At 69.6% G+C, this 25,811-nt stretch carries 29 protein-coding genes and 1 pseudogene; 14 read left to right on the forward strand and 16 right to left on the reverse strand.

The window, feature by feature from the left end:
* Nucleotides 1–142: 142 nt before the first annotated feature.
* The 3 genes from ACFYXB_RS23155 to ACFYXB_RS23165 form a co-directional block, all read right to left on the reverse strand.
* The gene (locus tag ACFYXB_RS23155; protein WP_389585339.1) at nt 143–475 is read right to left on the reverse strand and encodes a hypothetical protein; all 333 of its coding nucleotides are present in this window, start codon (nt 473–475) and stop codon (nt 143–145) included.
* Between the two features lie 400 nt (nt 476–875).
* Nucleotides 876–1,592 carry a cytochrome b/b6 domain-containing protein gene (locus ACFYXB_RS23160; protein ID WP_389585341.1) on the reverse strand — a complete coding sequence of 239 codons (717 nt, stop codon included), beginning with the start codon at nt 1,590–1,592 and terminating at the stop codon, nt 876–878.
* Nucleotides 1,540–2,262 carry a molybdopterin-dependent oxidoreductase gene (locus ACFYXB_RS23165; protein WP_389585344.1) on the reverse strand — a complete coding sequence of 241 codons (723 nt, stop codon included), beginning with the start codon at nt 2,260–2,262 and terminating at the stop codon, nt 1,540–1,542. Before ACFYXB_RS23165 ends, ACFYXB_RS23160 begins: the two co-directional genes overlap by 53 nt.
* 570 nt (nt 2,263–2,832) lie before the next feature.
* Here ACFYXB_RS23165 and ACFYXB_RS23170 point away from each other — a divergent pair.
* Both ACFYXB_RS23170 and ACFYXB_RS23175 read left to right on the forward strand, forming a co-directional pair.
* Nucleotides 2,833–3,081: a hypothetical protein gene (locus ACFYXB_RS23170; protein ID WP_389585346.1), complete on the forward strand. Its 249-nt coding sequence runs from the start codon at nt 2,833–2,835 to the stop codon at nt 3,079–3,081.
* 319 nt (nt 3,082–3,400) lie between these two features.
* A complete protein-coding gene (locus ACFYXB_RS23175; RefSeq protein ID WP_389585349.1) occupies nt 3,401–3,985 on the forward strand; it encodes a hypothetical protein in 585 nt (194 codons plus the stop codon).
* Between the two features lie 140 nt (nt 3,986–4,125).
* Here the strand turns inward: ACFYXB_RS23175 and ACFYXB_RS23180 are convergent, their stop codons facing one another.
* Nucleotides 4,126–4,482 carry a nuclear transport factor 2 family protein gene (locus tag ACFYXB_RS23180; RefSeq protein WP_389585351.1) on the reverse strand — a complete coding sequence of 119 codons (357 nt, stop codon included), beginning with the start codon at nt 4,480–4,482 and terminating at the stop codon, nt 4,126–4,128.
* Nucleotides 4,483–4,515: 33 nt separating this feature from the next.
* On the opposite strand from ACFYXB_RS23180, the gene ACFYXB_RS23185 reads away from it, so the two are divergent.
* A complete protein-coding gene (locus tag ACFYXB_RS23185) occupies nt 4,516–5,004 on the forward strand; it encodes a hypothetical protein (protein WP_389585716.1) in 489 nt (162 codons plus the stop codon).
* A 6-nt stretch (nt 5,005–5,010) separates the two neighbouring features.
* On the forward strand, nt 5,011–5,670 hold the full coding sequence (locus ACFYXB_RS23190) for a GNAT family N-acetyltransferase (RefSeq protein WP_389585353.1): 660 nt from the start codon (nt 5,011–5,013) through the stop codon (nt 5,668–5,670).
* Between the two features lie 757 nt (nt 5,671–6,427).
* On the opposite strand, the gene ACFYXB_RS23195 is transcribed toward ACFYXB_RS23190, so the two are convergent.
* The 4 genes from ACFYXB_RS23195 to ACFYXB_RS23210 form a co-directional block, all read right to left on the reverse strand.
* Nucleotides 6,428–6,874, reverse strand: a complete 447-nt coding sequence (locus ACFYXB_RS23195) for a VOC family protein (protein ID WP_389585700.1) — start codon at nt 6,872–6,874, stop codon at nt 6,428–6,430.
* A gap of 279 nt (nt 6,875–7,153) precedes the next feature.
* Nucleotides 7,154–7,594, reverse strand: a complete 441-nt coding sequence (locus tag ACFYXB_RS23200; protein WP_389585356.1) for a hypothetical protein — start codon at nt 7,592–7,594, stop codon at nt 7,154–7,156.
* Complete coding sequence (locus tag ACFYXB_RS23205; RefSeq protein ID WP_351366493.1) at nt 7,591–8,577, reverse strand: metallophosphoesterase; 987 nt, start codon at nt 8,575–8,577, stop codon at nt 7,591–7,593. The genes ACFYXB_RS23200 and ACFYXB_RS23205 overlap by 4 nt, the downstream gene beginning before the upstream one ends.
* Nucleotides 8,574–8,870, reverse strand: a complete 297-nt coding sequence (locus ACFYXB_RS23210; protein WP_389585358.1) for a plastocyanin/azurin family copper-binding protein — start codon at nt 8,868–8,870, stop codon at nt 8,574–8,576. The genes ACFYXB_RS23205 and ACFYXB_RS23210 overlap by 4 nt, the downstream gene beginning before the upstream one ends.
* Before the next feature lie 786 nt (nt 8,871–9,656).
* On the opposite strand from ACFYXB_RS23210, the gene ACFYXB_RS23215 reads away from it, so the two are divergent.
* From ACFYXB_RS23215 to ACFYXB_RS23240, 6 genes are all read left to right on the forward strand, one after another.
* Entirely contained in the window at nt 9,657–10,259 is a 603-nt protein-coding gene (locus tag ACFYXB_RS23215) for a sigma-70 family RNA polymerase sigma factor (protein WP_389585360.1), read from the forward strand.
* Between the two features lie 25 nt (nt 10,260–10,284).
* On the forward strand, nt 10,285–11,076 hold the full coding sequence (locus ACFYXB_RS23220) for an anti-sigma factor family protein (protein WP_389585363.1): 792 nt from the start codon (nt 10,285–10,287) through the stop codon (nt 11,074–11,076).
* 147 nt (nt 11,077–11,223) lie between these two features.
* A complete protein-coding gene (locus tag ACFYXB_RS23225) occupies nt 11,224–11,766 on the forward strand; it encodes an ATP-binding protein (RefSeq protein ID WP_389585365.1) in 543 nt (180 codons plus the stop codon).
* Nucleotides 11,767–12,006: 240 nt separating this feature from the next.
* Nucleotides 12,007–12,195: a hypothetical protein gene (locus ACFYXB_RS23230; RefSeq protein WP_389585367.1), complete on the forward strand. Its 189-nt coding sequence runs from the start codon at nt 12,007–12,009 to the stop codon at nt 12,193–12,195.
* Nucleotides 12,196–12,343: 148 nt separating this feature from the next.
* Nucleotides 12,344–12,631, forward strand: a complete 288-nt coding sequence (locus ACFYXB_RS23235) for an alpha/beta fold hydrolase (RefSeq protein WP_389585369.1) — start codon at nt 12,344–12,346, stop codon at nt 12,629–12,631.
* 191 nt (nt 12,632–12,822) lie between these two features.
* Nucleotides 12,823–12,972 (forward strand): hypothetical protein, encoded by a 150-nt coding sequence (locus ACFYXB_RS23240; RefSeq protein WP_389585719.1) that lies wholly within the window; start codon nt 12,823–12,825, stop codon nt 12,970–12,972.
* Between the two features lie 146 nt (nt 12,973–13,118).
* Here ACFYXB_RS23240 and ACFYXB_RS23245 read toward each other — a convergent pair whose 3' ends face one another.
* The 5 genes and pseudogenes from ACFYXB_RS23245 to ACFYXB_RS23265 form a co-directional block, all read right to left on the reverse strand.
* Nucleotides 13,119–14,081, reverse strand: a complete 963-nt coding sequence (locus ACFYXB_RS23245; RefSeq protein WP_389585372.1) for an amidohydrolase family protein — start codon at nt 14,079–14,081, stop codon at nt 13,119–13,121.
* Nucleotides 14,082–14,221: 140 nt separating this feature from the next.
* Entirely contained in the window at nt 14,222–14,575 is a 354-nt protein-coding gene (locus ACFYXB_RS23250) for a DoxX family protein (protein WP_389585375.1), read from the reverse strand.
* Nucleotides 14,572–15,249: pseudogene (locus tag ACFYXB_RS23255) on the reverse strand (acetoacetate--CoA ligase); the annotation flags it as partial. The gene ACFYXB_RS23250 and the pseudogene ACFYXB_RS23255, both read right to left, overlap by 4 nt.
* A 420-nt stretch (nt 15,250–15,669) precedes the next feature.
* Entirely contained in the window at nt 15,670–16,374 is a 705-nt protein-coding gene (locus ACFYXB_RS23260) for a GntR family transcriptional regulator (protein WP_389585378.1), read from the reverse strand.
* A 28-nt stretch (nt 16,375–16,402) separates the two neighbouring features.
* Nucleotides 16,403–17,143 (reverse strand): decarboxylase, encoded by a 741-nt coding sequence (locus ACFYXB_RS23265; RefSeq protein ID WP_389585702.1) that lies wholly within the window; start codon nt 17,141–17,143, stop codon nt 16,403–16,405.
* Nucleotides 17,144–17,295: 152 nt separating this feature from the next.
* On the opposite strand from ACFYXB_RS23265, the gene ACFYXB_RS23270 reads away from it, so the two are divergent.
* Nucleotides 17,296–18,309, forward strand: coding sequence for a D-2-hydroxyacid dehydrogenase (locus ACFYXB_RS23270; protein WP_389585380.1), 1,014 nt, complete (start codon nt 17,296–17,298; stop codon nt 18,307–18,309).
* On the forward strand, nt 18,306–19,778 hold the full coding sequence (locus tag ACFYXB_RS23275; RefSeq protein WP_389585382.1) for an amidase: 1,473 nt from the start codon (nt 18,306–18,308) through the stop codon (nt 19,776–19,778). The genes ACFYXB_RS23270 and ACFYXB_RS23275 overlap by 4 nt, the downstream gene beginning before the upstream one ends.
* 40 nt (nt 19,779–19,818) lie before the next feature.
* Here ACFYXB_RS23275 and ACFYXB_RS23280 read toward each other — a convergent pair whose 3' ends face one another.
* Both ACFYXB_RS23280 and ACFYXB_RS23285 read right to left on the reverse strand, forming a co-directional pair.
* Complete coding sequence (locus ACFYXB_RS23280) at nt 19,819–20,316, reverse strand: DUF3830 family protein (protein WP_389585384.1); 498 nt, start codon at nt 20,314–20,316, stop codon at nt 19,819–19,821.
* Between the two features lie 95 nt (nt 20,317–20,411).
* Nucleotides 20,412–21,884 carry an NAD-dependent succinate-semialdehyde dehydrogenase gene (locus tag ACFYXB_RS23285; protein ID WP_389585386.1) on the reverse strand — a complete coding sequence of 491 codons (1,473 nt, stop codon included), beginning with the start codon at nt 21,882–21,884 and terminating at the stop codon, nt 20,412–20,414.
* Between the two features lie 204 nt (nt 21,885–22,088).
* On the opposite strand from ACFYXB_RS23285, the gene ACFYXB_RS23290 reads away from it, so the two are divergent.
* Complete coding sequence (locus ACFYXB_RS23290) at nt 22,089–23,357, forward strand: aspartate aminotransferase family protein (RefSeq protein ID WP_389585388.1); 1,269 nt, start codon at nt 22,089–22,091, stop codon at nt 23,355–23,357.
* A 177-nt stretch (nt 23,358–23,534) separates the two neighbouring features.
* On the opposite strand, the gene ACFYXB_RS23295 is transcribed toward ACFYXB_RS23290, so the two are convergent.
* A complete protein-coding gene (locus tag ACFYXB_RS23295) occupies nt 23,535–24,440 on the reverse strand; it encodes a LysR family transcriptional regulator (RefSeq protein WP_351362655.1) in 906 nt (301 codons plus the stop codon).
* A 504-nt stretch (nt 24,441–24,944) separates the two neighbouring features.
* On the opposite strand from ACFYXB_RS23295, the gene ACFYXB_RS23300 reads away from it, so the two are divergent.
* A complete protein-coding gene (locus ACFYXB_RS23300; protein WP_389585390.1) occupies nt 24,945–25,793 on the forward strand; it encodes an aspartate/glutamate racemase family protein in 849 nt (282 codons plus the stop codon).
* Nucleotides 25,794–25,811: the final 18 nt, after the last annotated feature.

Below are 25,811 nucleotides of genomic sequence, written 5' to 3' on the forward strand. Positions count from 1 at the left end.
CCGCCGGAGGAGGCCGACCGGCTGACCTCCGCCGGAGTACGCGCGTTCCTGCGGGCGTACGGCTCCGCAGACTGAGTTGGAGCCGCCCTCAAACCAGAACCCGGCAACCGGCCGAGGCTCGGCCCCCGGCCCGCAGTCCTCCTCAACGTCGGCGGCGGGCGGCGGGGTCGTGCTCGGCGGTGACGCGGGCGGAGGTCTCCTCGCCGAGGCGTACGTAGTGCCCGAGGCCGGCCAGGTGCTGATGGCGGCTCTTGGCCTGCGGCTCCGGTGCGGTGAACCCGGCCTGGGCGAAATGCTGTAGCGCCGAGTGACGCAGCTGGTGCAGCGTCCACCCGCGGCCGTGCGGGTCGATGCGGGCGGTGGCGGTCTTGAACAGGTATTCGGCGCGCGGGTAGGACAGCCGGCCCCGTCCGGTGCCCAGGTCGATGTCGGCGGCCGCGGGCGCGCGGGCTCCGGAGGTGGGGAATGCAGTCACCAGTCAAGATGGTGACTGCACTAGGGTCAGATCTGGACACGTGCCTGAACCAAGTCGCCCTCGACTCACCAGACCTGTCTTTGTGGGCCGAGGTTTGACGGCCCGTCAGCGGTCCGGCGGTGCTGTACGGGTCCGCGCGTCGGGGATGTCCATTTCCAGCCAGACGGTTTTGCCGCGCCCGTGTTCCGCCTGGGCACTGCCCTCATCGGACAGGGAACGCGTTGGTCATGACCTCGGACATGATGAGTTCGAGAGAGCATGAGCACCGCTCGCGGCGGGAGGGTGTGCTCCTGGGCCTGGTAAGGGGTCTCCGCGGGCAGTCCGAGCGGAACGTTGGTGGGCGCCCGCGGCCCAGCCGAGGGTCTCGGCGCCGAGGCCCGGCGGTCGTTCACCTGCCGCTTCAACTGGGGCGCTTCTGAGGATGTGTGTCCCCGCCCGTCTTCTGCGCCACGTTACCGAGGTGGTCGTCCCGCAGCCACCGGGAGTGATGGCGCGCCGCCCAGGAGCGGCTGACGTATCCGGTCCGCATCCCCAGCCGCGCCTCCGGGTCCTGGTACGCCTTCCGCATGTGTCCGATCAGGACGATGGTGACGGCCCAGGCGAGACAGTCGTGGACGAAGATCGCGCTGGTGCGGGAGATGAACGGCAGCAGCCCCATGAACCACATCAGCAGGCCGGTGAACATCATCACCAGCACGGCACCCGCGATCCAGCCCGCATAGATCTTCTGACCCGCGTTGAACTTGCCGGCCGGACGGGCGTCCGGCGAGGTCAGGCGCCTGCGGGCGGAGCGCAGCCACCTCTTGTCGTACACCGCGAAACGGTTCAGCCGGCGCAGGTCCGCCCGGAAGGCGGGCGAGAGGAGGCCCAGCAGGAATGGCAGCGGCAGCAGGATGCCCGACCACTCGTGGACGGTGACCATCAGGTGCCGCCGGCCGACGAGTTGGGCGAGCGGCCCGAGGTACAGGCAGGCCGCGGTGACCAGGCACAGCAGCATCAGCCACCCGGTGGCCCGGTGGACCATGCGCTCGGCGCAGGTGAACCGGCGGACCTGGCCCGCCGGCTCAGGCCGCGCCACTGTGCCGGTCGGCGTCGTCGAGCCAGCCGTCGACCGCATAACCGCGCTCCTCCCAGTAGCCGGGGACGACCTTGTCGGTGACCGAGATACCGGACAGCCACTTGGCCGACTTGTAGAAGTACATGGGGGCCACGTAGAGGCGGACCGGGCCGCCGTGCTCGTGGGTGATGGGCTTGTCCTGCATGTTCAGGGCCACCAGCACGTCTGCGCGGCGCGCCTGTTCCAGGGTGAGGCTTTCGCTGTAGGCGCCGTCGAAGCAGGTGCACCGGATCGCCGCGCCCTCGGAGCGCACCCCGGCGGCATCGAGGAGATCCGCCAGCTTCACCCCTTCGAAGGGCGTCTTCTCCACCCGCCATCCGTCGGTGCACAGCACGTCGTGGACAACGCGGGTCTGCGGCAGCGCGCGCAGCTCGGACAGTGTGTAGGTCTTCGGCCGGTCGACCAGTCCGTCGATGCGCAGCTCGTAGTTCGTCTCGTTCTTGCGCGGCACCGAGGCGACGACACTGTAGTAGCGGAAACCGCCCGGGTTGGGCAGCAGACCGGTGAGGCCCGTCGAGTCGACCTGGGACGCGGCGGCGAGGAATCCCTCCCACCCGCGCTGCAGATAGGGCGCACCCGCGAGCCCCGCCGCCCCTGCGGCAAGCATGCCCAGCAGCGCGCGCCGCCCCACCGGTGCGCCGTCGGCGCTCTGCTTCGGCTCATCAGCCATGTTCGGGTGCTCCTTCGAAGGGGCGACGATCCCGGCGACACACGAGCGCAGGGGATTCCAGCGGTCATGGCGGGCGCACACGTGTGTGCATGCGTCGCCGGACCGGCTCCAGTTTCGTAACCTATCTAAGTGGTGACGATAGTGGCACGGCTCTCCGCGTGCTGTCAACAAACCGACGAAGAGGGCGCATCGCAGGATGCCCTCGTGGCAGACCGGCCTTCTCACACGTGTGACAGCGGCTGCCCCGGCGGTCGTCCGACGCGAAGCCCGTCACGGACGTCACCCGATTGCTGGACTCGCGTCGACGTTGATCGTGTATCGGAGTCGCAGACATGGTGGGTGACGACGACATCTCCGGATGAGATCCGGATCTGACAGGCCACCGGACGGTGCTCAAGGAGCGCTGCCGTCGTGGTCTCAGCGTCGTACCCCTTTTCCGACACGTAGGGAATGACGAGGGCCGGCCCGGCCCTACGCCCTCCTGGCCGGGGCGACCGCCTACATTCCCGTCCGCTAGCCGCACGCCTTCCCCACGCCGGGAGCGCTCGACCGGCCCGGCGCCCAGTACCCGTGCGCACGCCGGGACACACCAAGGGGCGCTGCGCCTACCACCCGCTCGGAAGCGGAATCCTGGTCAGTGGTGACGCCCTCGAGACGCCCCACCCGACGTCGGGAATCACCGGTCCTCGGCTGCTGCTGGACATGTTCCACACCGACCGCGCCCGGGCCCTCGACGCCCTGGCCGTACTCCACGGACCTCTGCACCGCGGGTCGGCGCAGCAAGCCGCCACGACGGCCCGCGAGCGCGCCGGGAGCTGACGGCCCGGCCAGGCCCACGATTCCTGCCGACCGATGAAGACAGGAAAGTCAGATATGGAGCTCCGCAAATGGTCGTTTCAGCGGTTCGGCGATACATTTCACGGGCATGTGTTCCCCGATGAGCCTGTCGCGCGCAGGGAACGGCCGCCGGCATCGAGCTGCTGAAGCCCGGCATTCCTCTTCCCACGTGCGCGGGCGCATCGGCGATGACGGTGACAAGAGACGTGCCCGACGGACCAACTCGCTAACACCTTTCTGCACCGGCCCTTCGGCATAGGTAGCATGCGCAGCGTCATCCATTACGAGGGAGTGAACGGTTGTGAGCAGCCAATCAGCCGGCACGCTCCGAGCGCGGTACGTAGATCAAGCCGCATCGGACCTGGAGGAGAATCGTCAACGACAACGGGAACTGGCCGAGAAAATCGCGATGTTGAAGCAGGAGGAAGGTCTCCTGGTGGACATCCTGGCTCTTGCCGAGCGGTACGAAGGCGCGGCGGACCCGTCTCGTCTGCCCGAGCAGGCGCAGGACGAACCCGCGCTCACACCGGCAAAGCGAGTCGCCAAAGCCACTCCCGCCACGGCCACGTCGACCAAGGCCGCATCGACCAGCAAGAACACGGCAAGGGCCGACGTGAAGGGGAAGTCGCGTCAGCCTCTGCTCGGAGACATCCTGCTGGAGTTGCTCGGCACCCACGACGAGCCGCGCCCCGCAAAGGAACTGCGGGACGAGCTCCTGGAGAAACACCCGAACCGGACGCCGACGCCGCAGGTCGTGCGGAACACCCTTGAGTCGCTCGTCGCCAAGGGGCGCATCCGGCGCCACAAGCAGCAGCGGTCGGTGATGTACACCCTGGTGGAGCCCGCCCGGCGCAGGACCGCGGCCGCAGAGGCCGGCGCCGACTGACACGACCGCCGCTCGGCATCTCTCGGACGTGTCACGGCGGCCGAGACCGACGAGCGTCCGCGTTCGGCCCTCGTGATGTACCTCGCCATGCCGGGACTCGGCGAAGCACGTCGAGCCGACAGCCCCAACGCTCAGTCGTGTCACGTCACGCGTGCAGGCACAGGGAAGAACTTCCGTTGTTCGGCGACCTGGCGCAGATGGCGACTCACGTCGCCGACGAGGTTGATACGGACGCGTCGCTCCACGAAACGCCATTGCCCGTCACGCCACTCGAAACGATCATGATACGGACCGCCTGCGATGGGTTGCAGTGGCAGGTCGGGCAATGCCTGCAACACGGTGACGTACGAACGCGAGACCGCCGTCCCCGCCTGTTCGTCGACCTCGACCGCGAATTTGGTCGTGACATGCTGGGTCCTGGGTGTTCCGTCGGCATAGACGATCAGGGTGTCGTGGAACATCTCCTCGATCGCTTCGCGGCGGGAGTGTCTGGTCAACGGCGGATTTGACGATCATGGAAGCGATGTGAGATGACCGGATCCGCCGTTGAGCCCGAGGACCGTGACCAGCTCACCGGAAAGGCTGTGCCGAGCGGGGTGAGTTACGAGCAGTTGATCGCGATTCTGGTCGATCGCGCCTGTTCGGACGGACTGCAGCTGACCGGGGAGGGCGGGCTGCTCCAGCAGCTGACCAAGCGGGTGCTGGAGGGCGAGATCACCGACCATGTCGGCGGGCCGGCGATCGCGGCAAGGCGTCTACATGGCGCTGATGAGCCTGGATCCGACCGCCAAGGGCCGGCGCCGCTGGACGATGCGCTGGAGGGCACCGTTGAACGCCTTCCAGATCGCCTTCGAAGGTCGGCTCACCCCCACCAGCCACTGCCACCTCAAAAACCAAGATCAGCCGTTAAGTTGACACACCCTGAAATTCGCGCGACATGGCGCGACCTCTCTGGAACGCTGCAGGCCGGGGTTTCGGGACTGCAGCCTGGATACGAATCTGTGTTGGCACTGGATTGATGATCGATGGGTTTCACGCTTGAGGGACCGGCTCTGGAAGGCACGCTCGTGCGCCTGGAGCCTCTGGATCACCGCCATAGTGCGGACTTGGCCGTGGCGGCGGAAGAGGACCGGAGCTCGTATCGGTTCACGTGGGTGCCTACGGCGGCCGAGGTCGAGAGGTACATCGATGCCCAGCTCACCCGTGCCGCTGCCGGGAAGCTGGCCCCGTACGCGCAGGTGGAACAGGCGTCGGGGCGGGCGGTCGGGGCCACGGCCTACTGGGATCCGCGTCTGTGGCCGGCAGGGGACAGTCTGTGCGCGATCGAGGTCGGTTTCACCTGGCTTGCGGCATCGGCCCAGGGCACAGGTGCGAACACCGAGGCCAAGTACCTGCTGTTTCGGCACGCGTTCGAGAACTGGGGCGTGGCACGCCTCGACCTGAAGACGGACGCGCGCAACAGCCGTTCGCGGGCCGCGATCGAAGGGGTGGGCGCACGCTTCGAAGGCGTGCTGCGGAACTGGTCCCGGTCGTGGGCACCGGGCGAGGACGGCCGGCTCCGTGACTCTGCGATCTTTTCGATCACTGCAGCAGAGTGGCCAGAGTGCCGGGAGAGGCTCGAACAGCGAATCGCTCGTGCCCTCGAGCGCAGGCAACCGAGGGCCGATCTCCCGGCCCCAAACTGAGCCGCATCATCCTCGCCTGGGACCGCCCGTTCGGCGAACGGCATGACTGGAGCACCGGAGCTCGCGCACGTGCATCCGTACGCGGATGGCGACGTTTCCCCTGCGCACCCCGCCGATCAAGGCGACTCCGCACTCAGGCCGGACCCCAGCCGGCTGACCGAGGTGTTCGCCATGCTGCGCGACCCCGGCCTGGAACCGGCGGAGGCCCGGCGCCGGGTCGGCGCCGGGTCGGCCAACTCGCGCTCGTCGCCGAGACCATCACCGAGCGGGCGCACATCGCCGGAGCAGTTCGCTGATCACCGCCCGCGAATGGCCTCGATGGTGGTCAGGCCGACGGCGGCGACCTCGGGGTCGGTGAAGACGACCTGCGGACGGCATCGACGTCGGCAGTGCTGCTGTGCGGTGCCCATCGGCTGGTGTCGAGTGCCGTGCCCCGGCCCGGGCGGCGCTCACGGCGCCGACGATGCGGGCCTGATACTTGCCCTGATGGGTGAGGAGCGGTCGGTGGTGGACGTTGCCCGCGGTGTGGAGCCAGTCCTCGGGTACGGCGGTGACGGTCAGGGTGTCGTCGGTGGTGAACCGGTCCCCGGGAGTGGGACCCACGGCCTGCGCCGGATCTCGACGACGTCGTGGGTGCGGGTGTTCTCGGTCGTCACGGGACTCCGGTGGATGAGTGCCAGGTGGCGCGGGGTGGTGGGCGTGGTGCGGCGACGGCCCCGGGGCGGCCGGGCGGAACGGCCGCCCCGGGGCCGGGTGATCAGCGGCCGGGCGCCCGTTCGGTGACTTCCTGCAGGAACCAGCCGTTGCCGTCGGGGTCCGAGAAGAAGGCGAAGGAGCCGTAGCTGGCCCGCTCGGGGTGCAGACCGGGAACCCGATGGGAGTCGCCGGCGTGGTGGAAGCCACCGGTCATGTCGTGGAACGGACCGGACACGTCGACACCGCGGCCGGTCAGTTCCTCCTGGGCCTTCACGAGGTCGGTGACGATCAGGTGGAGACCCTGGAGCGTGCCTGCCTCGGCCTCCGTGAGGCCTTCTCCGAAGATGATCGAGCATTCGGAGCCGGGAGGAGTCACCTGCACGATCCGGTAGCCGTCGTGGATCGGGAAGTCGGCGTCGAGACGGAAGCCCAGCTGCTCCGTGTAGAAGCTCTTGGCGCGGTCGACGTCGGACACGGGCACCATGACGACTTCGAGCTTCATGTCCATTTCTGTGGTCTCACTTCCGGTGGTCATGCGGTGGATGGCTTCGGGCGTTGGTTGGGGCGCCTGCAGGCGGGTCGGGTGAGTGTCTTCTTGCCTCCCCGCGGGGCGCTTCCTCATCGGGTGGTGTGTGCGGCTGAGACACTCCGCTTGCGTCACCTCTCCAAGCGGTGACGTCATCATGGCAGCATTTTTCGTCACCCGTCAAGACAGTGACTCTCGTTCCCTCGAATCACACGCACAGCAACGCACCACGTCCGGGCGAGAGGCCGACCCGAAGGCACATCACTTGACCGCTGCTTCCTCCACCGGATTGCCTTGTGGGGGGCGATTCCGCCCAGCACGTCGTATCGTCGCTGTTGCCTGCCAGATCGCCAGGAGCAGCAGCGTGCCGGTCTCGGCCAGGAGGCTGAGCACGGCCTGTGGGGCGGGTTGCAGACCGTTTTCGGTGAATCCGAACACGCCCACGGTGCGCGAGGCGGTGAAGCCGCCGAGGGCGCCGAGGGCCAGGCCGGCCGCCGCAGCTCTCAGCAGCAATGGGCTTCCCATCAGCAGCAGTGCTGCGACCGCGAAGGAGCCGCTCGCCTGGAGCAGGAACAGGGGGCCGATGATGTGGATGCCGCGGTACCCGTCGACGTAGAGCTGGGCGTGGATGTATCCGCTGGTCGCGAGCGTGGCGGCGATCGCCAATCGCAGGGCTGGGGCGAGGAGTCCTCCGGTGCTCATGCCAGCTTCTCGTTCTTGATCGCCAGCTCCCGGTCGCCCTGGCGGTAGCCGACGGTGCGAATGCCGAGTGCGTCCTTGAGCTGTCGGGCGGGCACGACCTGGGGAGTCGGGGCGGGGGCCTGTCCCGGCTTCGGCAGGGGGTAGGCAGTGGTGGTGGCGGAGTGAAAGGTGATGTTGCCCTCTGTCTTGGTGAACAACTGATGGACGTGCCCATTGAGACAGGTGACGGAGGAGAAACGGCGCAGGAGCGCGATGACCTTCAGCGCATCGTCCGTACTCCAGCCCCACTGCGGGTACATGGCAAAGAGCGGGATGTGGCTGAAGACGACGATCGGGGTGTCCGGCGACACTCCCGCCAGGTCCTTGCGGACGAATTCGATCTGGTCGTTGCCGAGGTGACCGAGCTTCTCCAGGCTGAGGGTGTTGACCAGCGCGATGAAGTGCACGCCGTGGGTGTCGAAGCTGTACCAGCCGTCGCCGAGCGTGCCCTTGCCGAAGATCTGCCGGTAGGCGCGGCCGCTGTCGCCGATGGAGTCGTGCTCGCCCGGCACGGTGAGGACGCGGTCCGTCTGCAGCCTCGTCATCATCTGCCTCACCTGGTCGAACTGTGCCGCTGTGGACAGGTGGGTCAGGTCACCGCTGTGCATGACGAAGTCGGGCCTGAACCCGAGTGAGTTGACCTGGTTGATCGCTTCGGTGAACGAGCCGGCCACGTCCGTGTTCGCTGGGCCGTTGAAGCCGATATGGCTGTCGGAGACCTGTACGAACCGCAGCGCGCCGCTCGTTGCCGCGGCGGCCTCGGCGGTGTCCCGGGAGCCGGCGATGTGGCTGATCACCTCTCCACTGGTCACGGTCAGCACCACGGCCCCGCCGAACCATCCCGCGTGCCGTAGCAGTTGGCGCCGGGTCATGCCGTGTTCTTCAGAGAGCTGATCGTTGTCGCCCATCAGTGCTGGGTCCTGATGGTCGTCGTACTCGGTCATGAGGTGACCTCCACGGTGGCGGTCATGAAGGGATGGATGGTGCAGAGGTAGGCGTAGGTGCCGGGCTTGGTGAACCGGTAGCTGTAAGTGGCGTGGGTGGCCAGGGCGGCCGAGTGCAACGGTCCGCCCTTTCCGGCGCTGGTGACGGTGTGGGCGTCGGTGTCCTGATTGGTCCAGGTCACCGTCGTGCCCGCTTTGACCTTCAGCGTGGCCGGGGAGAAGGCGAAGTTCTTGATCGCCACGGCGTCCCCGGACACCGGTGCAGCGGCCGCGTCCGCACTCGGGGAGCTCATGGGCTTGGTCATGCCTGGCATCGCCGAAGTGCGGGGAGCTGAGCCCGCCGCGTGCCCTGCCCCGGAGGCACCGGGCATGCCGGCCACCTGACGCTGCCCCGAGCCAGGGGTGATGGCGCCGGCTGCGGTGGACGATGAATGCGCCGACTGGCCGCACGCACCGAGGAGTCCCAGCGCGGCGACAGTGACGGCCAGCCCGGCCGCCATGCGTGATCGCCGCCCAAGTCGGCCAAAGTTCGGGTACATGGTGTTCGTTCCTCACTGATCAGAAAGAGGTGGGCAGGGGCCGGCCGAGCACGGGCGACCCGAATGATGCGCGGTGGACGTGTCTGTTACGGCCGCCCGTCCTCGGCGGGGTGCGCGAGGGAGCGCTGGTGCTGCCCAAGTGGCCGACGGCTCGAATCCGCGTGCACCGGATCCGCCGGGCGGACGCCGACGATGAAATCTCTGTGCGCGTCGAGCGCCGTATCGCGCCGTCCTGGCAGTCACCACTGATCATTCCTTACCGATAGGGGGATTGATGAGAAATGCCGTGTATGCAAGCTCTTGTCTGACTTCACGGGTGGTAGGTGTCGCATGGTTCGGTGGATACACGTCTTTTGTGGGACTTCTTCGTGATCACCACTTCGATCGACCCATCGGCACCAGGCGTCGGCGGCCCCGGTGACGGTGCAGCAAGGCCTTGTGGAAGCTCACTCCGCCCGCAATGCCCACACGTCGCCACCGGCTCCGGCTCCACACCATGCGCGACACGACAAAGAAGTACCGATGGGGAATGATCGCCTTATGTCACGTAACGCCCGAAAACGTGATCAAACGGCCGATCCAGAACGCTCCACGCACCGTGTCACTGGTAAAGGGACCCTTTCGACCACGGACGAGGAACTGCTCCGGGCTCTGTACGCCGAGCACGCAGGGCCGTTGTTCCACTACGTGCTGCGACTGACTTCGGGAGACCACCAGTGGGCCGAGGATGTTGTGCAGGAGACGTTGCTGCGGGCGTGGCAGCATCCCGATGCGTTCGACCCCGCACGCGGTCCGGCGCGGGCATGGCTGTATACGGTCGCCCGACACCTGGTCATCGACGCTCACCGGGCCCGGCAGGCCAGACCGGCCGAGATCGGCGGCGAGGCCCTGGAGCAGGCTGCCGAGCAGACGCTGGGCGAGGACCAGATCGAGCAGGCACTGCGGAACTGGGCCGTGACCGACGCCATCAGGACGCTGTCCCCGGACCACCGCGCCGTACTGCTGGAGACGTACTACCGAGGCCGGACCATGGCGGAGGCCGCGAGCGTGCTGGGCATCCCGCTGGGCACGGTCAAGTCGCGGACGTACTACGCCCTGCACGCCCTCCGGCTGGCGCTGCAGGAACGAGGCATCGAGCCATGACCGCGGCATGGAGGAGGTGCCGACCATGAACGCGGACCACGACGCCCTCCGTCTGGCATTGGGCGGATACGTTCTGGGCACGCTGTCCCCGGCGGAGACGGAACGGGTGCGCGCCCATCTCGCGGAATGCGACGAGTGCCAGGCGGAACACGCCAAGCTGGCCGGACTGCCGGCGCTCCTTGCGACGGTCACCGCAGCCGAGGTCGCGGGCCAGACGGTACCCGCCGCCAACGAGGAACTGGCCGATCGGCTCGTGCGGCGGGCAGCCGAGAGCGCGCAGGGCTCGCCACGGGAACCGTCCGACACTTCGGCGGAACCGCAGGCTCCCGAGGCAGGGCTGCTCGACGGGATGCTCCGGCAGGCCGCAGTCAGGCGCCGGAGGACCTGGCGACTGCAGCTGGCCGGCGCCGCCGCCTCCCTGGCACTCGTCGCGGCGGCGGCAGTCGGGGGCACTTGGCTGGCGACCGGTGGCGGCGTGGTCGGTCAGGCGCCGCCACCCGGACCGACCACGCCGACTCCGTCGCGCACCTTCTCCGGAAGCGATGCCACCACCGGCGTCAGCGCCTCGGTCAAGGTCTCCCCCTCCGCCTGGGGCAGTGTCCTGGAGGTCTCCGCCCGGGGGGCGCCCGCCGGAATCGTCTGCCGGTTGCAGGCGGTCGGGCCGGACGGGACCAGGGCGGAAGCCGCCACGTGGCGGGCAGGCGAGTACCCGACCGGCACCACGATCCCAGGGGCGGTCCCCATGTCTCCGGGAGCCATCGACCACTTCGAGATCGTCGCCGGCAACGGTCAGAAGCTGGTCACGATCCAGGCGTGAGGTGGGCACGGAGGCCTGACCGTGAGCGCCTCCATAGAGGACGGCCGCTTCACCTGCGGCAGGGCCACATCCAAGCTCATCGCCGGAATTCTGCACGAAATCGGATAAAAGGGGTAAATAACTCGAACCGCATGCTACCCATCGCCCGTGGAACTGAACGAGCGCCCAAGCGCAGGTTCCGACACCCCGCCCACCTCCCGTGTTCCTGGCGGTCCCCGACGCATTCCGGCCTACACATCTAGACGGAAGAACCAGAAGACCATGTTCGTCACCGATCCCGACCGCACCAGCTCACTCAGCCCACGGCCCTGCCCCCACCAGGCGATGCTCACCCTGTCTGCGCAGGAGGCACATGTCTCCGCCGCTCGTCACTTCACGGCAGATCTGCTGGAGTGTTGGAGTGTTCCCGAGAGTGAGCGGGACTCCGCCGTGCTCATCGTCGACGAACTCGCCGCCAACGCTGCCCAGTACGGCCGCGAGTGCATGACACTGCAGCTTGTCCTGGATCATGACACTCTGCACATCGTGGTGAGTGAGTCCGGAACCGCCGTGGAGCACCGTCTCCACGACGTCGCCCCGGACGAACACGGCCGCGGCACGGGCATCGTCAACTACCTCGCACAGTCGACCGAGATCCACCGGACGCCGGACGGCCGAGAAGTCCGCGCCCACCTCCGGTGCCAGGCCTGACCGAACCCTGGACATTCGGTCCGCGGCACTTGCCCGCTCCACCACCGCGCACCGTCCGCAGTTCCGAGCACAGATACGCCTGCCGAAGATCAGCGGGGCAGAACGTCCGCCCGATCGGGCTGGGCCTGCCCGGCCTTGGCCACGAACGTTCGCCGGGTTGGTGACACGCCGGTCGATGTTCGGGCGCCGGACCTGGCGGTGCACTGTCGACGGCGAGGAGATGGCTCGGAGGATGGGGTGGTGCTGGTGGCCGAGCCGGTGCGGGCGCGGCGGCTGACCGAGGACGAGGGCCGCAGGCTGCAGCAGATCGTGGGGCGGGGCAAGCACGAGTCGATCCGGGTGCGCCGAGCGATGATCATCATCGCGTCGGCGTCCGGGACGCAGGTAACGGCGATCGCCTGCTCTGACCGGAAAAGTTTGCCGGGTTGACTGCCACCGGCCAGGCCAGTCGACGTAGATCCGCCAGGAGAACTCCGCAGGTCGTTCCGGTCACCGAACCAACGACAGCTCGGACTCTTCGGTTAGGGCTTCCGCCTGACCAATGCCTCGACACGTCGATTGGTCGCATGCCGACTCGGTGATCGATTACCAGGTCGCCTACGCGCGCATGCTCGCGGGAGGCCGGCGCCCGTTCGATGAGACCGCCGCCCGCAGCCTTGTCCGTCGCGACGTCGAGCGCGCGCACGACTTCGCCGCGGCCCGCAACCACGACTCACTTCCGGACGGCGAGCTCTCACAAGCGCCCCTGTCCTCGATCGCCGTGCCCACGCTGGTGATCCACGGGACCGCGGATCCGATGTTCCCGCTCCGGCACGGTGAGGCACTCGCGGAACAGATCTCCGAGGGAAGGCTACTGGCTCTGTAGGACGCCGGCCACGGGGTCGAGCGAGCCGACTGGGCGACGATCGTCCCCGCAATCCTCGAACACACCGCCGCAGATAATGCTGGCTGGTGCTGCGTGAACCGCGTTGGTTCGCCGGGTTGGTGGTCGTGGCGGTTGGATGTGCGGTGGCGTCCGATCCGACCGCTGGAGGCCCGGTCGCTGAGCCTGTCCGTGTGCGCAGACTGACCGATCAGGAGGGGCAACGGCTGCAGCAGATCGTGCGCCGGGGCAGCACGTTGAGCCACCAGAATGACACGACGGTGAAGATCGATGCGCACGCCGACACAACGCTGGCGCCTGTAAGTGATGAGGACGCATTCTGATAGGCAGCGACCATCAGCGGAACCACAGATTCAGCGTGCCAGCCCCAGCGTGGGCACGCTAACGGGGCTCGGTGACGCGACATGGCTGCGGTTTTCTCAGCGAAATGATCTCCCCGGGGCCGTGTGAATCACTTGCAGCTGCCGTGTCAGTGCGTGCCGCACAGCCGCGGCAGCAACCGGGCGGCGTTGCCCGTGGTGACCCGCCGCCAGGTGGTGCGGTCCGGCTGCTCGGCGGCGTCCACGGACGCGATCTGCGCGGCGGCTCCGGCGGCCGGGGTCCAGCAGTAGTCGCTCCCGTACAGCAACCGGTCGCGGCCGAAGGCCCGGACGAGCGCCGGGACCTGGTGCGGGAACGGAGTCCCTGCCATGTCGAACCACAGGCGTCGCAGTTGTTCCTGCACGGTGGGACCCTCAGCAGGGGCCATGCCGCTGCGGAAGAGCTCCATGCGGTCGGCGAGCAGCGGCAGGGCGCCGCCCCCGTGGGTGATGATCCACTGAATGCGGGGATGGCGCTGGAGCACTCCCGCGAACACCAGGTCGGAGACGGCGCGGCTGGAGTCGAAGAGAAACTCCAGCATCGGGCGGGGACGGCCCAGGGACACGGCCTCGTGGCAGGGCGGCGAGGTCGGGTGGACGAACACGACGCCCTCCCGGCTGTCGAGTTCGCTCCACAGAGGCTCGAAGCGCGGATCACCCAGGTAGGTTCCGGCGGCGTTCGTCTCGATGGCGACACCGTGGCTGCCGAGGTTGTCCAGGGCATGGGCGAGCTCGGCCAGTGAGCCGTCCACGTCGGGCAGCGGGAGGGAGGCGAAGTGCCCGAAGCGCTCGGGGCGCGTGCGCACCACGTCGGCGCCGAATTCGTTGACTTCGCGGGTCAGGAGACGTGCGGCCCGGTCGTCGCCGAAGTGGGTGCCCGGGGAGGAGACGGACAGCACGCTGCTGCGAATACCGACGGAGTCCATGAGCTCGAGGTGCTCTGAGACGGACCAGGTCGGGAAGCCCTGCATGCCATCGGGTTGCAGAATCCCGGCGGCTTTGGCCGCTGCGACGTAGGCGGGGGTCACGAAGTGAGCATGCACGTCAACCAGGGGGTCCGCTGAGGTGGTCATGGATGGTTCTCTCCGTTTGAGTCAAAGCTCTGAGTTGAAATATGCCACTCGGTCGAAATCCGGGGCCGGGGAGCGCCGCATGGAACAACGGCGAGCCCACAAAGCTCCCACGCCGGTGAAGCCCGCCACTGGCCGAACACTCACGACCCGACGTCGGCAAGAAGCACGAGATACCAGGCGACCAGAGCAGCGCACATCACCGCCGGGACGAGCTTGGGCAGCCCGTCGCCCTTGCGCACATGCGTGGCCACAGCACCGGCCGGCAACATCAACAGCCCTGCGCCGGCCAGGCCTCCGCACAGTGGTACGACCGGGCCGAGGGCCACACCGACGGCGCCTGTCAGTTCCAGCCCACCGATGACTCGGTAGGCCGCGGTGGTGAAGACGGCATGGGCGGCCAGCTCGGGCATCGGGCCCAGAGCCAGGGTCTTGGCCCCCCCCAGCAGGGCGAAGATCGACACGATGAGACTGGCCAGTGAGGCGGAGAGGCTCATGAGGCGTCCTTGACGGTGGGCGAGCGACGGACCTGACGGCGTTCGGCTGCAAGGCCGGCGAAGTAGGCGACCAGGTCTGGGTTGTCGACCGCCGCGGGGTTGAGGACCTGCTCAGCGGGGGCGTCCTGGAGGAGGCGCTTGATTGGGACTTCGAGGTTCTTGCCGGTGCGGGTGTGCGGGATGGCCGGCACCGCGAGGATCTCGTCGGGGTCATGGCGGGGTGAGGCGCCGCTGCGGTTCGCCTCGCGGATCCGGTCGCGCAGGGCGTCGTCCAGGGTGACGCCGGGCGCGGGGACGACGAACAGGGGCATCCAGTAGCCGCCGTCGGGTTCCTCCGCGCCGATGACGAGGGCCTCGGTGATCTCGGGGAGGTGTTCGACGATGTCGTGGATGTCGGCACTGCCCAGGCGCACGCCGTTGCGGTTGAGGGTGGCGTCGGAGCGGCCGTGGACGATCACCGAGCCGTGCGAGGTGAGTGTGATCCAGTCGCCGTGCCGCCACACGCCCGGGTAGGCGGCGAAGTAGGCGTCGCGGTAGCGGCTGCCGTCGGGGTCGTTCCAGAAGTACAGCGGCATGGACGGCATGAGCCGGGTGACGACCAGTTCGCCGACCTGATCGACGACCGCCCTTCCCGCACCGTCGTACGCCGCCAGCGCCACGCCGAGGTTGGGTGCGGTGCATTTCTGACGCCGCGCCGCCATTGGGCGCGCCCGCGCGGGGAAGCCGGCCGATGAGGGGCGAGATCCGACGCACAATGGGAAGACGTGCGACGCGCCGAAGGTAGCGGCTCGCCGCGCGGTGGGCCGTGGAATCCACCTCCCCCCGGTCGACCCGGAGCCCAGCCCAGCCGGCCCGCTGAGGGTGTGCCGCCGGCGCACCATCACCATCAGCTCCGAGAGCGGCGCCAAGCACTGGCAGGCCCTGGAGTACGGCGGTCCGTAATGGCAGGAGGTCTACTTCCAGCTCCGCAAGCGGTTTCTCCGTGCTGGTGGGGATCGGCCGGATCCCCGGGATGCCGCTGAGCCCCGTGCCGTACGACGGCCGCACGACCTGACGCCCCCTGTCGCCCGGCGAAAGCCAGGCAACCGGGCTCTTCAGGATCCCGCGGCGGCGACGGCCGTGTCCTGAATCTCCTGCCCCGGTTCCTGGGTCAACCTCCGTACGGCGTCCTGCATGTGCTCGTCCATCAGCCGCAGCAGGTGTTCCTCGTCGCCGTCCCGGATGGCCTGGATGATCTCCGCGTGCTCGTCGACCATCACGTCCGGCACCGGATACTTGTCCTGCAGCGCCGTGATGCACATGCGGGTCTCCACGAACAGCGTCTGCGCCATGCGCTTGAGCCGGGGGCTGCCGGACTCGTCGACGAGCACCTGGTGCAGCTCGGTGTCGGCAGCGCTGAGGGCGGTGGGGTCGCCCCGTTTCGCGGCCTCCGCCATGGCGCGGTGCACCAGCGCCAGCCGGTCCGCCGTGCCCTGGGGGTCCCGTCGCAGGATGAGCCGGCAGGCGGCCGACTCGACGGCTGTTCTCGCGAGGTAGATGTCCCGCACGTCGTCCTCGGTGAGGGTGGTCACGAAGACGCCGCGGTGGGGCTCGCTGCGGGCGATGCCTTGCTGCACGAGCCGCTGCATCGCCTCACGCAGCGGGCCCCGGCTCACGCCGAGTTCCGCGGCGAGTTCGGCCTCTCCGAGCTGAGTGCCGGGCGGCAGCGTGCCGTCCATGATCGCCTCGGTCAGCTGGTGGGCGATCGACAGAGCGGCGGGCTCGCGCTTGACGGGCTGCAGCCGTTTGGCTCCCGGCATGTTCACTTCTCCTTCTTCGGTTCCGCCGTCATCTGGCCGACGGATGCTGGGGCGTGCCCCGGCGGAACAACCGTCCGAGGCCGTCCCGCGCGGTGGTGTCCCCCGCGAGCCGTAGCCCCTCCCAGACAGTGACCTGGTTGGCCGTCAGTACGGGCTTGCCGACGGCCTGCTCGAGATCGTCCAGCCATGCCGCGGTGTGCAGGGCGGTGTCCGGGAGCAGGACCGCCTCGGCGTCCCCGTGGTCATTGGCCTTGGCCAGGTCGAGAACCTGTTCGCGGGAGAGCGTACCGACCTCGGCCGCCGTGATGATGCCGCGCCCCGACACCTGGGTCACCCTGATCCCCGAGTCCTCGAGGAAACGGACGAAGTACCCGGCGACGTCCTCCGGGTAGGTGGCGCCGACGGAGACGCTGCGCACGCCCAGCGCCTCCAGTGCGTGCACGAAGGCGAAGGAGGTGCTGGACGCGGGGACACCCGCCGCCTGGGCGAGTTCCGCGGCCTGCTGGCCGGCGCCCTGCCGCCCGTAGATGAAGCTCGCGCTGGTGCAGGCCCACACCACGGCCTGGACGTCGTACCGTTTGAGCTCCGCGAGGCCCTCGGTCAGCCGGTGGATGGCGCCCATCTCCCGGAGGGCGTCCACGCGATGCGCGTCCTCGCCCATGTCCGTGTGCGCCAGGGGGAGTCGGACTCCTGAGCCGATCAGGCGCTCCAGGCGCGGGTAGTCGTCCTGCGCGGAGTACCCGGGGTAGAGGAATCCCACCGTCGTCATGCCGTCAGCCACGTGCGCCCACCTTCCCCGAGCAGAAGTGTAGATTGTTGACAATCCTACAGAGTCGGCCCTACGGTGTCAATCGGTTCGAGCGGCCGACGAAACGTGCAGGATCGAGCCGAGCGCACATCGCAGCGACCCGAAGGGCTGCTATGAGGACTACCGAACTCCCCCTCGTCGTGGTGCTGGGAGACCAGGAACCGCCGCTCCTCGACCGCATCAAGGACCGGGCTCGACTGCGGCGGGTCGGCGAGGCGGACCTGGCCGGCGCGCTGCGCGAGGCCGACGCCCTGTTGGTGTGGGACTTCCTCACCGACGCCCTGCCCGCCGCCTGGCCCGAGCACGATGGGCCGCGCTGGGTGCACACCGCGAGCGCGGGCGTGGACAGGCTGCTCTTCCCGGCGCTGCTGCGCTCGGGCGCCGTGATCACCAACTCGCGGGGGGTCTTCGAGGAGCCGATCGCCGAGTACGTGGCAGGACTTGTCCTTGCCATGGCCAAGGACCTGCCCGGCACACTCGACCGTCAGCGCTCCCGTACCTGGCAGCACCGGGAGACGGAGCGTGTGGCGGGCACCCGCGCGGTCGTGGTCGGCGGAGGTCCCATCGGCCGGGCCGTTGCACGGGTGCTGGGCGCGCTCGGTCTGCGGGTCGCACTGGTCTCCCGGACGGCACGCGAGCGGGACGCGGAGTTCGGCCGGGTGTACGGCTTCGGCGAGTTGGCGGGGCTGTTGCCGGAGGCGGACTGGGTGGTCGGCGCGGCGCCGCTGACCGGTGAGACCGCGGACATGTTCGACGCCGCGACGTTCGCCCGTATGAAGCGGGGGGCGCGGTTCGTCAACGTCGGCCGCGGCCCGCTCGTCGTGGAGCACGACCTGGTGGCGGCGCTGCGCGACGGCACGCTCGCCGGCGCCGCGCTCGACGTCTTCCGCCAGGAGCCACTGCCGGTGGACAGCCCTCTGTGGACCGCACCGGGGCTGCTGGTCTCCCCGCACATGTCGGCCGACACCCACGGCTGGCTGGAGGATCTGGCGGAGTTGTTCCTCGCCAACTTCGCGCGCTGGGCCGCGGGCCGGCCGCTGCGCAACGTCGTCGACACCACTTTGGGGTACGTGCCCATGGGCGAGGCACCGGGTGACACCCCGCACACCGAGGAGGGCTCGCCATGACCGCACCCACCGACCGTGCCGCGGGCGCCGGGCAGACGGAAAAGGCCGCCGCGCAGGACGATCCGTGCGCGCGCACCGCGACCGAACTGGTCGCCGGCTACCAGGACGGGAGCCTCTCCCCCGTCCAGGTCGTCGACGCCGTGCTGGCCCGCATCGAACGTCTCGATCCTCTGGTGAACGCGTACTGTCTGGTCGATCCCGAGTCGGCCCGTCGCGACGCCGCCGCCTCCGCGGAGCGCTGGCGGCGGGGCGAGCCGTGCGGGCTCCTTGACGGGGTGCCGGTGTCCATCAAAGACCTGCTGCTGACCAGGAGTTGGCCCACGCTGCGCGGCTCCCTGAGCACGGACCCCGACGCGCCCTGCGGCCAGGACGCGCCCTCGGTGGCGCGACTGCGCGAGCACGGCGCGGTCCTGGTCGGGAAGACGACGACCCCGGAGTTCGGCTGGAAGGGCGTCACCGACAGCCCGCGCACCGGCGTCACCCGCAACCCGTGGGACGTGACCCGTACGTCCGGCGGGTCGAGCGGTGGCAGCGCGGCAGCGGTCGCGGCCGGCCTCGCGCCGCTCTCCGTGGGTACCGACGGCGGAGGCTCGGTCCGTATCCCCGCGTCCTTCTGCGGGATCTTCGGCCTCAAACCCACCTACGGGAGGATCCCGCTCTACCCCGCGAGCCCCTTCGGCACGCTCTCGCACGCCGGGCCCATGACCCGTACGGTCGCGGACGCGGCGCTCATGATGGACGTACTGTGCGGAGCCGACGACCGCGACTGGTCCGGGCTGCCGCCGTACGAGGGCGGTTTCCGCGCCGAGTTGGACGCAGGCGTGCGCGGGCTGCGCGTCGCGTACAGCCCGACGCTCGCGGGTGCTCCCGTCGACCCCGAAGTCGCCGCGCGGGTACGGCACGCGGTCGATCTCCTGGCCGGTCTCGGAGCCGACGTGGAGGAGGCGGACCCCGGCTTCACCGATCCGGTCGAGGCGTACCACACGCTGTGGTTCTCGGGCGCCGCCAAGGTCGTGGAGCACCTGAGCCCGCATCAGATCGGGCGGCTCGACCCGGGTCTGCAGGAGGTGTGCCGCCAGGGGGGATCAATGAGCGCGCTGGACTATCTGGGCGCCGTCGACGAGCGGATGGCGCTCGGCGTGCTGATGGGTCGCTTCCATCGCACGTACGACCTGCTGGTCACGCCGACTCTGCCGGGCACCGCCTTCGAGGCCGGCCACGAGGTTCCACCTGGCAGCGGCCTGACCCGGTGGACGGGCTGGACGCCGTTCACCTACCCGTTCAACCTCACGCAGCAGCCGGCGGCCAGTGTGCCGTGCGGGGTGGCCCCGGACGGACTGCCGGTGGGTGTGCAGTTGGTTGCGGCCAGGCACCGGGATGGCCTGGTGCTGCGCGCGTCGCACGCGCTGTTCAGGGTGCTGGCGGCGGAAGGCACCGTTTCGGCGGCGCCGGTGAGCCCGCGCGGCTGACGTAGGGGGCGTACGGCACGGGGCGTACGCCCCCTCCGCGTCAGGTCCGCCGGAAGGTGAGTGACTCGCCGATCACGCCGGACAGCCACAGGTCCTGCGCGGCCTCGGCCATACGGTCGAGCCCGTCGATGATGGTGGCGAAGATGTTGGCGGGCACGAACCCGGTGTCCGGGTTGAGCAGCAGGTTGTTGCGCTCGTAGAAGACGGCGAGGTCGACAATGCTCTGTGCGGCCTGTGGCCGTCCGCCCTGGGCGTAGCCGTGCGAGCTGGTGTTCAGCTGCCAGTTGGCGAAGGTGAAGTAGGCGACGTCGCCGGGGATCGGCGTGATCGTCGGGTTCTCCGTGCCCGGCTCCTCGGGTGCGAACGCCGGCACCAGTGTGTAGATCTCGTTGCGCGCGTACTTGCCGTGGAAGACGTCCTTGCCGAGGGGCAGGGCGTTCCACACGGCCTCGCAGGTGCGCGGTGCCAGGTCGTCCAGGAGTTTGGCGACGCAGCTGACGCCGCGCTTCTCCAGCGAGATCTCGATATGGCGGTCCATGGGCCACGCTCTCTGTTCCCCGGCCTGCGGGCCGGTCCGTCGGTCCGTTGCTCGGTCGTGTGCGGTGGCTCGCCACGTGCGGGCCTTCCGGCGCCTCAGGGCGACGGCATCGCCAGGTAACGCGTCTCCAGGAACTCCTCGATGCCCGCCCGGCCGCCCTCGCGGCCGAGCCCGGACTGCTTGACGCCGCCGAACGGGGCGGCGGGGTTGGAGACGACGCCCTTGTTCAGGCCGATCATTCCCGTGTCCAGCCGCTCGGAGATCCGGAAGGCGCGCCGCAGGTTCTCCGTGAACAGGTACGAGACGAGGCCGTACGGCGTGGCGTTGGCGGCCGCGATCACCTCGTCCTCGTCGTCGAAGGGGATGATGGGCGCCACGGGCCCGAAGATCTCCTCGTGCAGCAGCGCGGCGTCCGCGGGGAGGTCCACGAGCACGGTGGGCGCATAGAAGTAGCCGTCGCCCGCCGGGGACTCGGCGCCGGTCAGGGCCTTGGCCCCGCCGTCGAGTGCCTGGCCGACGAGTCGGCGGACCTTGCCGCAGCCGTCCTCGTCGATGAGCGGCCCGACCTCGACACCGGGCTCGGTGCCGCGGCCGACGACCAGGCTTCCCATGCGCCGGGCCAGGCGCCGGGCGAACTCGTCGGCCACGCCCGCGTGCACGTACAGGCGGTTGGCGGCGGTGCACGCCTCGCCGATGTTGCGCATCTTGGCCTGCACAGCCCCCTCGGCGGCCACGTCGAGGTCGGCGTCCTCGCAGACGATGAGCGGGGCGTTGCCGCCGAGTTCCAGCGACACCCGCAGGACTTCCTGCGCACTCTGGGCGATGAGCAGCCGCCCGACCGCCGTGGAGCCGGTGAAGGAGACCTTGCGCAGCCGGCCGTCCCGTAGGAGAGGCTCGACCACCTCGCCGGGGCGGCTGCTGGTGATGACGTTGAGCACCCCGTCGGGCAGCCCTGCGTGGGCCATGATGCCGGCGAGCATCAGCATGGACAGCGGCGTCTGCTCGGCCGGTTTGACGATCATGGTGCAGCCGGCGGCGACCGCGGGGCCGATCTTGCGGGTGCCCATGGCGAGCGGGAAGTTCCAGGGTGTGATCAGCAGCGCGGGGCCGACCGGGCGGCGCATGACCAACAGCCGGTCCTTGCCGTCCGGTGAGACCGCGTAGCCGCCGTCGATGCGCACGGCCTCCTCCGCGAACCAGCGGAAGAACTCGGCGGCGTAGGCCACCTCGCCGCGCGCCTCCGCCAGTGGCTTGCCCATCTCCAGGGTCATCAGCAGGGCGAGGTCGTCGATCCGCGCGTGGATCAACTCGTAGGCCCGGCGCAGGATCTCGCCGCGCTCCCGAGGCGGATGGGCGGCCCAGGCCTCCTGTGCGGCATGGGCGGCGGACAGTGCGTCGAGGGCGTCGGCGGCATCGGCGTCGGCCACGGTGCGCAGCGGCCGGGCGACGGAGGGATCCTCGACCGCGAAGACGGCTCCGGACGCGGCCGGCCGCCAACCACCCCCGATGAAAAGGCCCGTGGGGACGGCGTCCACCACCGCCCGCTCGTGTTCGGCCTGTGTGGTCACAGTGCAACCCCCTGTGCTCTGGGCGGTTTTCCGTTCCTGCTTCCCGCTTTCCCGGATCGGACGGGGACATGGACAACGGGCGTTGTCCATGCTTGCATGAATGTAGGTTGTTGACAATCCTACGATCAACAGCCCTCTTCGGCTCGCCGGTGGCCAGGTGTCTCCGCCCCGGCCACCGGCGTGCCCCTCACCAAGGAGCCGACCATGAGCCAGCTCTCCCCCGCCCTCAAGCAGGCCACCCCCGTGCTGGCCGCCCGGGCCGAGGGCGTCCACGTGTACGACGAGGACGGCCGCGCCCACCTCGACTTCACCGCCGGCATCGGCGTCACCAGCACCGGCCACTGCCACCCCCGCGTGGTGGAGGCCGCCCAGCGCCAGGTGGCCACGCTGATCCACGGCCAGTACACGACGGTGCTGCACCGGCCGCTGCTCACGCTCACCGAACGGCTCGGCGAGGTGCTGCCCGAGGGCCTGGACTCGCTGTTCTTCGTCAACTCGGGCAGCGAGGCGGTGGAGGCCGCCATGCGGCTGGCCAGGCAGGCCACCGCCCGGCCCAACATCGTCGTGTTCCAGGGCTCGTTCCACGGCCGCACGATCGGCGCGGCGTCACTGACCACCTCGGCGACCAAGTTCCGCTCGGGCTTCGGTCCGCTGATGCCGGGGGTCGCGATCGCGCCGTTCCCCCACGCCTTCCACTACGGCTGGGACGAGGCGACCGCCACCGAGTTCGCACTGCGCGAACTCGACCAACTGCTCGCGACCGTCACCGCACCGGCCGACACGGCCGCGTTCATCGTCGAACCCGTGCTCGGCGAGGGTGGTTACGTGCCCGCCAACACGCCGTTCCTGCGCGGCCTGCGGGAGCGGGCCGACCGGCACGGCATCCTGCTGATCATCGACGAGGTGCAGACCGGGTTCGGCCGCACCGGCAGGTTCTGGGGACACGACCACTTCGCCGGCCGCCCCGACATCGTCGTCACCGCCAAGGGGCTGGCCAGCGGCTTCCCGTTGTCCGCCATCGCCGCGCCCACCAGGCTCATGGAAAAGGCGTGGCCCGGCTCGCAGGGCGGCACCTACGGCGGCAACGCGGTCGCGTGCGCTGCGGCGATCGCCACGCTCGATGTCATCCAGGACGAGAAACTGGTCGAGAACTCCGCCGAGCGTGGCGCCGAACTCCTCTCTGGCCTACGCGCGGTCGCGTCCCGGTACGCGCCGGACGGCACCGGGGGCATCGGCGACGTACGCGGCCTCGGACTGATGGCCGGCACCGAGTTCGTCACGGCGGACGGCCGCCCGGACGGCGAGACCGCGGCCCGGATCCAGGCCGCCGCCGGCCGGCGCGGACTGCTGCTGCTCACCTGCGGCGCCCAGGGCCAGGTCGTCCGCATGATCCCGCCGCTCGTGGTCTCCGCAGCGCAGGTGCGTCAGGGCCTCGACCTGTGGTCCGAGGCGGTGGCAGAGGTTCTCGGCTGACCGACCCACGAGCGTCGCGCGTCCCAGCAGCGTCGGGGTAGGGCGGCGAGGTCGCGGCCGCGGCGTCGTCATCGACACCGTCCGGCACTGAACAGGTCTCGGGCTGAGGCTCGGAACGCCCGCTGCCCGAACGGGGCTTCGAAGTACTGGCAGCCCCGATCCGCGCGCCCCGTGTTCTCAGCCCTGCCGAGCCGCCCGCCGCAGCGCCAGGACCAGCGCGTTGACGGCCGGATCGGCCGCGCTGCCCGCGCGCCTGGCGATCGAGACCGTACGGGTCAGTCGCAGGTTCTCCACCGGCCGCAGCGTCACGTCCGCTGCCAACTGCTCCACCACGAGGCGCGGTACGAGCGAGACGCCCAGCCCCGCCTGTACGAGCGCGAGCACCACCGAATAGTCGTCACTCGTGTAGTCGAGCCGCGGGTCGAAACCCGCACTCTCGCAGGCCCGCTCCAGCACCGTACGCAGGGAGTCGTCCCGCCGCGGCGCGATCCAGCGTTCCTCCCGCAGCGCCTCCATGGTGTACGGGCCCTCGGCGTCGCGCCGGGTATGGCCGCGCGGCAGCGCCAGCAGCAGCGGCTCCTGGATCACGGCCTCCAGCTCGACGCCCGACTGCGGCAGCCGCGGCAGCAGGTTGTACTCGTACACGATCGCGACATCGATGCGGTGCATCCGCAGGTCGACCAGGCTTCGCGGCGGCTCCTCCTCGCTCAACTCCACGTTCAGGTCCGGGTGGTACGCCTGGCAGGCGGCGATGGCCGGCGCGGCCAGGGCACTGGCCGCGCTCGGGAACGCCGCCAGTCGCACCGTGCCCTGCATCCGGTTCTCGAGCGCCGACACCTCGGCGCGGGCCCGCTCCAGCTGGGCCAGGATGATCTCGGTGTGCGCCACCAGCACCTTTGCCGCCTCCGTCAGCAGCAACCGCCTGCCGTCGCGGACGAACAGCGGGGTGCGGGCCTCCCGCTCGAGCAACGACAACTGCTGCGAGACAGCCGACGGTGTCAGCGCGCATGCCTCCGCTGCGGCGGCGACGGTTCCATGCGCGGCAAGCTCCCTCAGCAGTCTGAGCCGCCGTACTTCGAACATGTAGAAACACTAACGGCAGGCGCAGGAAAACCTTGCTGGTCCTGTGGTCGCGGCGGACCTCACACTGTCGCTCGTGACCACCGAAACGTTGGCGGCCGCCGAGGTCACCACTCCCGGCGTCGACGAGCGCACAGTGACGGCCGGCTTCCGCACCTGCTACCTGACCGTCGGCTCCGACCGGTTCGAGACCGAAGCCGAACGCGTCGCCGCGCTGCGCCAGGGCACGGGACCGGAAGTGAAGTACGGCCTCGAACTCTTCGAGCAGCCCGTCTCGGGCCGGAGTCTGCCGCAGATGGCGTACGTGAGCGGCCGTACCGACACGCCGTTGCTCGCCGACGAGGCGCCTGACGTGCGGGCGGAGTTCACGTTCCACCGTCCGCGGGCCCTCACCAGCGCGCCCGAGTTCCAGCAAGCGCACCCCCACACTGTTCCAGCGGGCTCCCCCACGCAGGCCCCCACCCCCACGCATCGCCGTCACTCCACGCTCCGCAACAAGGAGTTCCCATGGACATCACGTTTCTCGGCGGTCCCGCTCCCCAGCGAGGCGTCGGGGTCGTCGCACCCTTCGACTTCGCCCTGGACCGGGAGCTGTGGCGCTGGGTTCCGGACCACGTCTCCCTGCATCTGGCCCGCACACCGTACGTACCCGTCGAGGTGTCCCCGGACATGGCCAGGCTGGTCAGCGAGCACCAGACCCTGCGCGACGCGGCGCTCGCCCTGAGCGCCGTCGGTCCGGAGGCGGTGACCTATGCGTGCACGTCGGGCAGCTTCATCGGCGGTGTGGCCGGCGAACGCGCCATGTGCGAGGCGGTCAGGGATGTCGTGCCCGTGCCCGCGACGACCACCTCGGGCGCGTTGCTCGACGCTCTGGCGGAGTTCGGCGCCCGTCGGGTCGCGGTCATCACGCCCTATACGAAGTCGCTGACCGACGCCCTGGAGGACTACCTCGCCCAAGCGGGGGTGGCCGTCACCGGCCGTGAATACCTGGGGCTGACGCGGGAGATCTGGCGCGTGCCGTACCAGGCGGTGCTGGACATGGCGCGCGGCGGCGTCGCCGCGGGGGCCGACGCCCTGTTCATCAGCTGCACCAACCTGCCGACGTACGACGTGATCCCGCAGTTGGAGGCAGAGCTGCGGATGCCGGTCCTGTCCGCGAACCAGGTGACGATCTGGGCGGCGCTGCGCAGCATCGGCATCCCGGCCGTCGGCTCCTACCAGGCGCTGCTCGACCCGGCCGCCCGCTCGGCTCTGTCGGCCCCGGCCAGACCCCTCGGTCCGCCGCCGACCGCGTTCGGAACCTCACCGGACGGGCCCCTCCACGAAGGCGAGGGCTTCGACACCCCTGCTGTGTGACCACCCGTCCCCGCCCAC

Origin of the sequence: Streptomyces sp. NPDC002619 (genome assembly GCF_042889305.1) — a bacterium.
Classification (GTDB): domain Bacteria; phylum Actinomycetota; class Actinomycetes; order Streptomycetales; family Streptomycetaceae; genus Streptomyces.